7 protein-coding genes are annotated in these 6,328 nt (G+C 58.7%); 5 read left to right on the top strand and 2 right to left on the bottom strand.

Translation table 11 applies throughout. The features are described 5' to 3' along the window. On the bottom strand, window positions 1–471 hold a 471-nt coding region (locus tag PHE17_RS21215), incomplete at its 3' end, for a lytic transglycosylase domain-containing protein (protein WP_301017925.1). A 144-nt stretch (window positions 472–615) separates the two neighbouring features. Continuing rightward, window positions 616–852 (bottom strand): WGR domain-containing protein, encoded by a 237-nt coding sequence (locus PHE17_RS21210; RefSeq protein WP_301017924.1) that lies wholly within the window; start codon window positions 850–852, stop codon window positions 616–618. A 147-nt stretch (window positions 853–999) separates the two neighbouring features. On the opposite strand from PHE17_RS21210, the gene PHE17_RS21205 reads away from it, so the two are divergent. The 5 genes from PHE17_RS21205 to PHE17_RS21185 all read left to right on the top strand — a co-directional run. Beyond that, a complete protein-coding gene (locus tag PHE17_RS21205) occupies window positions 1,000–1,464 on the top strand; it encodes a hypothetical protein (RefSeq protein WP_301017923.1) in 465 nt (154 codons plus the stop codon). Between the two features lie 4 nt (window positions 1,465–1,468). Further along, window positions 1,469–3,373 carry a MobH family relaxase gene (gene mobH / locus PHE17_RS21200; RefSeq protein ID WP_301017922.1) on the top strand — a complete coding sequence of 635 codons (1,905 nt, stop codon included), beginning with the start codon at window positions 1,469–1,471 and terminating at the stop codon, window positions 3,371–3,373. After that, window positions 3,370–5,406, top strand: a complete 2,037-nt coding sequence (gene traD / locus PHE17_RS21195) for a type IV conjugative transfer system coupling protein TraD (RefSeq protein ID WP_301017921.1) — start codon at window positions 3,370–3,372, stop codon at window positions 5,404–5,406. Before mobH ends, traD begins: the two co-directional genes overlap by 4 nt. Then, a complete protein-coding gene (locus PHE17_RS21190; protein WP_301017920.1) occupies window positions 5,407–6,072 on the top strand; it encodes a DUF4400 domain-containing protein in 666 nt (221 codons plus the stop codon). A 14-nt stretch (window positions 6,073–6,086) separates the two neighbouring features. Continuing rightward, window positions 6,087–6,328: DUF87 domain-containing protein (locus PHE17_RS21185; protein WP_301017919.1), on the top strand; the 242-nt coding region annotated here is incomplete at its 3' end.

Below are 6,328 nucleotides of genomic sequence, written 5' to 3'. Positions count from 1 at the left end.
CTCAGGTTCCGGTTGCTTCCCCAAACCTTGCGCCACTTGCCTGTCCAACACCTTCCAGACCTTCCGCGCATATTTCAGGCGTGCGGCGGCTTTGTCTTTTTTTGTACCCGCACCATACGCCCCAACCGCTTCCCAGCCATAGCCCATTTGACGGATGTTCTGCGCCAGTATCCAGCCCCCCACGTGCAGGCTGGTACAAGGGTTCATCAGTTCATTCTCGCTGATGCCGTATTTCGCCAATTGCGGGAGCCACCAACCGTTGATTTGCATAAACCCCATGTCCAGCGACCCGTTGGTGTTGCGTGCCACAACCCGTGCCCTGTTACTGGACTCCACTTCGGCGATGGCGCGTAACAGCGGCACTGGCACATTGTAACGTTCCGATGCGTCCTGCCAGCATGTCGCATTGGCTGTCCCAGCCAATAACAATAAAAGCAGGGCCAAACCCACTTGCCACCAATTGTTGCCCATGATGTAACCCCATGCACGCTGCGTAATGCGGCAACTATGGCAATGGCCTAAATGCCAAGCAAGTTTTGATGTCTGGGGAGAAACTCCACGCTATGGCAAAAACTTGACAAAGGCTTTCGCGGGTGGCACTACGTGTGTAGGCATTTACCCGCTGGTTTTTTGATACCCCTTGCGGGTACGTTCCTTACCGATCTTACTGAGGTGGCGTTGCGCCTCCTGCCAATCATGCAGCAATTCCATCTTGGAATTTCCCCGTGCCGTATCCAAGCTGCCCCATGAGCGTACCAAACATAGCTCCCCGAACAAGTCGGGTGCAATTTGCACGCGGTAATAACGGCGCTTCGCTGGGTTTTTCCAAAGTTGGGTAAGGCTGTTTTCCATGCCCAACATGCTATGCACAAACCCACCCTAAGTTCAAGTTTTCACCCTTGGCGGAAAGTTTACCGCTGGGGTGAAAAAGTGATTGCCAGCCCGCCGCCCGCTACCATTGCCCGGTTATTACCTTGAGCCGGAAAGACTGCCACCACCGTGACCACCGCCGCACAAATCAACACCTACTTGCACCAACTGGGCTGGCAAGCCTACATCCCCGCCTTTGCGGAACTGCTCCAGCGTTTTGAAGGCACGCAAGAGGAGCGGGAACAGGAGGGCGACAACACCTTGCCAGAATGTTTGTGCGCGTGGCTTGCCACCCTGACGTGGGAGAATGCCAAATCCCGGCGGCTGGCACTGCTGGCCTTGCGTCACTGGAAGTGGCTGTACTTCCGTGCCAAAGTAGGTGTCGCGGAATGGGATTACCGCCAATGCAGCTTTACGGGGTTCTGCCAACAATCTGGGGAACAAGGCATCACCACATGGTTTGTCCAAACCCAGTGCCACTTCCCGGCACTGGCGCGTAGTTTGGGTTTGCCCCGCCGTACCGCCAAACCAACACTAGCGCAAGGGCTTGGCTTCCTGCGCCAGCACTGCCAACCTGCCGGGAAGTTGGGGTAAGGCCATGCTTGCCCGCATCACTGGCCTGTTCCACCGCCCTGCCAAACCCACCTGCCCCACCATCCCGGCGTTGCCCGCTGGGGCGTGGCCTGTGCTGCCTGCTGCGCAACTGCTGCAACCCCATACGAAGTTGCTGGCGCGTATCCGCACCTTGGCAGGTGTGCCGGATGACTACTGGAGCGACATCTACCAACCGCTGCTGGACAACTTCGCAGCCTTTGTGCAGCAAACCCCGGCATCCGAGGCGCACCACCACTGTTGCCAAGGCGGGATGCTCACCCATAGCCTGCAAGTGATGAAACTGGCGCTGGAATCCCGCAAGGGCAAGATGCTCCCGCCCGGTGCTGCTGCCGAAGCGGTGAACAAACAACAGCACGCTTGGACGTATGCGGTCGCCAGTGCCGCACTGCTGCATGATGTCGGCAAGCCATGCAGTGACCAAAAGCTGTGCCTGTTTGATGCCAATGGCCTTGATACCCACAGCTATTGGCAACCGCTGCACGGCGCGTTGCAATCGGGTTACTACCAAGTGCAGTTCGTGCGTGACCGCCAATACCGCACCCACGAACTGCTGCCGCCATTGCTTGCCCGCCAGCTTACCCCCGCCATTGCGCTGTCATGGCTGCAACAGGATTTCCCGGAGGTCTTCAAAGTCTGGCTGGCATACCTCTCCGGGCAAGACGGCACGGCGGGTTTGTTGGGGCAAATGGTGACTGAGGCCGACATGGAATCCGTAGCCAATGACCTGATGGGGGTCAAGGCCATCCATACCCAGCAAATCCCCGCTGCCCGAGCCAAACCCTTGTCACAACGCCTGCTCACGGGCTTGCGCTTCTTGCTGGATGAAAAACGCCTGCCTTTAAACCATCCGGGATCAGCCGCCTTTTTCGACGGGCAAGATTTGTGGCTAATGTCCAAGCGCGTCATGGATGAGCTGCGCACCCATTTGGAAAGCGAAGGCCAGACAGGCATCCCCAGCGACAATATCCGCCTGATGACGGAGCTGCAACAGCACGGCATCCTCACTGCCACAGCAGCCGGGCAAGCGATCTGGAAGGTGGAGATTAAGGTTGGTGATTTTGCCTCAACGTTCACCTTGCTGCGCTTGCCAGCCAAACAATTGTGGGCAGACCCAACGCAATACCCGCCGACAATGGACGGCACGATTACCCCCAACGCTAAAGACGGGGAAGCTGCCCCAGCCAAACCAAAAGTTGAAAAAGTGGCAACCGCACAGGCTGGACCAGCCATGCAGCCTGCTGCCCCAGTTACCCAACCTGCCGATACAGATGATGATCTGGACGGCTGGTTGCCCGAAACCAGCAACATATCCACACAGCCGGTGGATACCACCGCTGAAGCAAACCCATCACCGTGGGGGGATGACGATGGCCTGACCCCACCTGACAGCATCCCAACGGGTGAGCCTACCACCGCGACGGTTGCTGCTACTGTACACCCCCCCGCAAAACCTGCCCCGCTGACCATCCCAGCAACAGCGGGCGACCCGGACAGTGATGACATAGGGCAACGTTTCCTGCACTGGTTGTCGCAAGGGCTGCGCACTGGCTCGCACAAGATGAACACCACCGATGCATTCCTGCATACCGTGCAGGAAGGGGTGCTGTTGGTCAGCCCACGGGCGTTCCGTGAATTTGGGCAGGACAACTGGGAGTACGTGCAGAAACGTTTCACCAAGTTAGGGCTGCACAAGAAGCCGCCCAACGACAGCAATATCTGGCTGTACAACGTGCGTGGACAAAAGAAATCCGGGGTGGTGCGTGGCTTCCTGCTGGCAAACCCACTGGAAACCTTGGGCTTGGCTTACCTGCCAGCACCCAACAAGGCACTGTCTTTGCCGGGCGCACCAACACCCAAAACCGATGGCAACAATACGGGGGAACCATGAGCAAACCCATCTTCGACAACCGCCTACGCCCCGCCGTGGAATTGTGGGTGTCCGCCATCCTGTCTGGCCTTGCCCTGCTGTTGGTGCTGCGCCCCGCCCAGTTGTCGCCGCTGATGCCGGACTTAGCACTGTGGGTGGCAGCCACCATTGGCCTGCTGGCACTGCTACGGTTTTGGCAAGGTTTGGGCATCCTGCGCTACCGCCGCAACCTCAAGCGCCTGCCCACCTACGTGCTGGATGCCGAGGCGATCCCCATGTCGCGCCACAAGCTGTTTCTGGGCAAGGGTTTCCAATGGACACAGGTGCATAGCCAACGGCTGGTGGAGGCGCGTTCCCCGGATGGGCGGCGCTGGATACAGCCCGGTGCGTTGTACCAGTGGGCGCGGGCAATGGAGATACGCCACGAACACAACCCCCGGATGCAATGGCTGCTGTCCCGCACCCGTTCACAGGCGTGGTGGAACCCTGTAAAGGCACTGCCGCCCGTGGGTGGCGACCCTGCCCTGCACGGTGTCGGGGTGGAGGATGAGCGTGATGCGTGGATCGACCTTGGCGACCGCGTGGCACATACCTTGGTGCTGGGCACAACCCGTGTGGGCAAGACCCGCTTGGCGGAACTGCTGGTGACACAAGACATCCGCCGGGGTGAGGTGGTGGTGGTGTTCGACCCCAAGGGTGATACCGAACTGCTGGCAAGGATGTGGGCGGAATGCCAACGCGCCGGACGCTTGGACAACTTCCATATCTTCCACCTCGGCTTCCCGGACATCTCGGAACGTTACAACCCAGTGGGCAGCTTTGGGCGCATCACCGAAGTGGCCTCGCGCATTGCTGGGCAATTGCCGGGTTCTGGTAATAGCGCCACCTTTAAGGAGTTTGCATGGCGTTTCACCAACATTGTCGCCAATGCACTGGTGGCGCTGGGACGGCAACCTGACTACACCGCCATTGCACGTTACGTCACCAACATTGAGCCGTTGATGATGGAGTATTACGCCTTCTGGTTTGACCGTGAGGGCATTGAGGGTTGGCGCGAACAGGTCAATACCATTGCCCAGAACATTGACCCCAAAAGCCTGACGGTGGCACTCAAGAGCCGTGACTTTAAGGCCATTGCTTACACCCAGTTTGCCAAGAACCGGGGGCTGTATGACCCGGTGGCAGATGGCCTGCGCTCAGCGTTTGAGTACGACAAGACCTACTTCGACAAATTGACGGCATCCTTGCTGCCGCTGCTGGAAAAGCTCACCACCGGCAAGACCGGGGAACTGCTTGCCCCCAATTACAGCGACCGCAACGACAAGCGCCCGATACTGGACTGGATGGGGGTGATCCGCGCCAAAGGCGTGGTGTACGTGGGCTTGGATGCGCTCTCGGATGCGGAGGTAGCAAGTGCGGTGGGCAACTCCATGTTTGCCGACCTCACTTCCATTGCCGGGCAGTTGTACAAACACGGCGACAACCTCGGCCTGCCGGAACTGCCCGGACACAAACGCGCCAAGATCGCCATCCATGCCGATGAGTTCAACGAGCTGGTGGGCAATGAGTTCATCCCACTGCTCAACAAGGCGGGCGGTTCCGGGGTACAGGTCACGGCCTACACCCAAACCGCTTCCGACATCGAGGCTGGGATCGGTGAAAAGCCCAAGGCTGGGCAAATCGTCGGCAACCTCAACACCCTGATCATGCTGCGGGTCAAGAACGAGGAAACCGCTGCGGTGCTGACTGACCAGTTGGCGAAGGTGCGCATTTACACCAAAACCGCACAATCCGCCGCCACTGACAATAACGACCCGGATTCCCCGGTGGATTTCACGTCCAGCAATTCCGACCGCATCACCGAAGCGGAAAGTGACATCCTTGTACCTGCGGATTTGGTGCAACTGCCCAAGGGGCAAGCCTTCGCGCTGCTGGATGGCGGCAAGCTGTTCAAGCTACGCCTGCCCTTGGCAGGTGCTGACCCACTGTTGCCCAAAGGCATGGATGCCATCACCCGCTGGGTGCGGGAATACCGGCTGGGGGAGGATGCGTAGATGTTTGAAAAAGTCACTGGCACATGGTGGTACGTGAAGTGGTTTGCACTGGTGTGCACCTTGGCACTGCTGGTGGACATGGTGTACGTGTTCTGGCCTTGGCCTACGCTGCGCGGGGTTCCTGTGTTCCAGCATAACCTGCAAGCGGAAAGCCAACTGGTTGCCAGCCTCTCCAACATGGAAGCGCAAGCCTTCATCAAGAAAGTGCAGGCTTGGGCTTACCAGCCCACTTTCCGCTGGTCTGGCCTGCATGAAATGATGTGGGACGTGGACAAACCGGCATCGTGGCAAGGCGCGAACGCCTACATGCACAGCTTTGTGGTCGGCAATTGGGCGTTCCTGCAAACCGCCCATATTGGCATCCTGCTGTTCGCCCAACGGCTGGCAGTGCTGGCCTTGTCTGCCCCGCTGTTTGGGGTGGTGCTGCTGGCAGCGGCAACGGATGGTTTCTTGTCATGGTACAAGCGCCGTACCAGTGTCGGACGGGAGTCGGGTTTCATTTACCACCGTGCCAAACACGGCTTTAACCACACGTTGTTGGCGGTATGGGTGCTGTACCTGCTACCGCCGATTGTCATTGACCCCCGTTGGGTGATCCCCCCTGCCCTGCTGCTGACGGCGTTGGCGGCACGCTTGGCCGTTGGCTACTTCAAGAAATACATCTAAGAACAGCAATACGCATGAAACACTACCTTGGGCTTTCCGAATACCACCTGCGCCAAAAGCAGCAGGAGTACCCGGTGTATTACGAACCGGAACGCCTGATCAATGCCCACCTGCTGGTGTGCGGGATGAGCGGCACGGGCAAATCGTTCCAGTCCAAACGCCTGTTGGGCAGCGCGGTACAGGCAGGCATTGGGGTGGATGTGTTCGATGTGCATGACGAACTGGACGGCATCCCCGGCGCTAACGCCTGCCGTTA

It is taken from the genome of Thiothrix sp. (assembly GCF_028714775.1).
Classification (GTDB): Bacteria; Pseudomonadota; Gammaproteobacteria; order Thiotrichales; family Thiotrichaceae; genus Thiothrix.
This window is presented reverse-complemented; position numbering and strand designations above follow the sequence as displayed.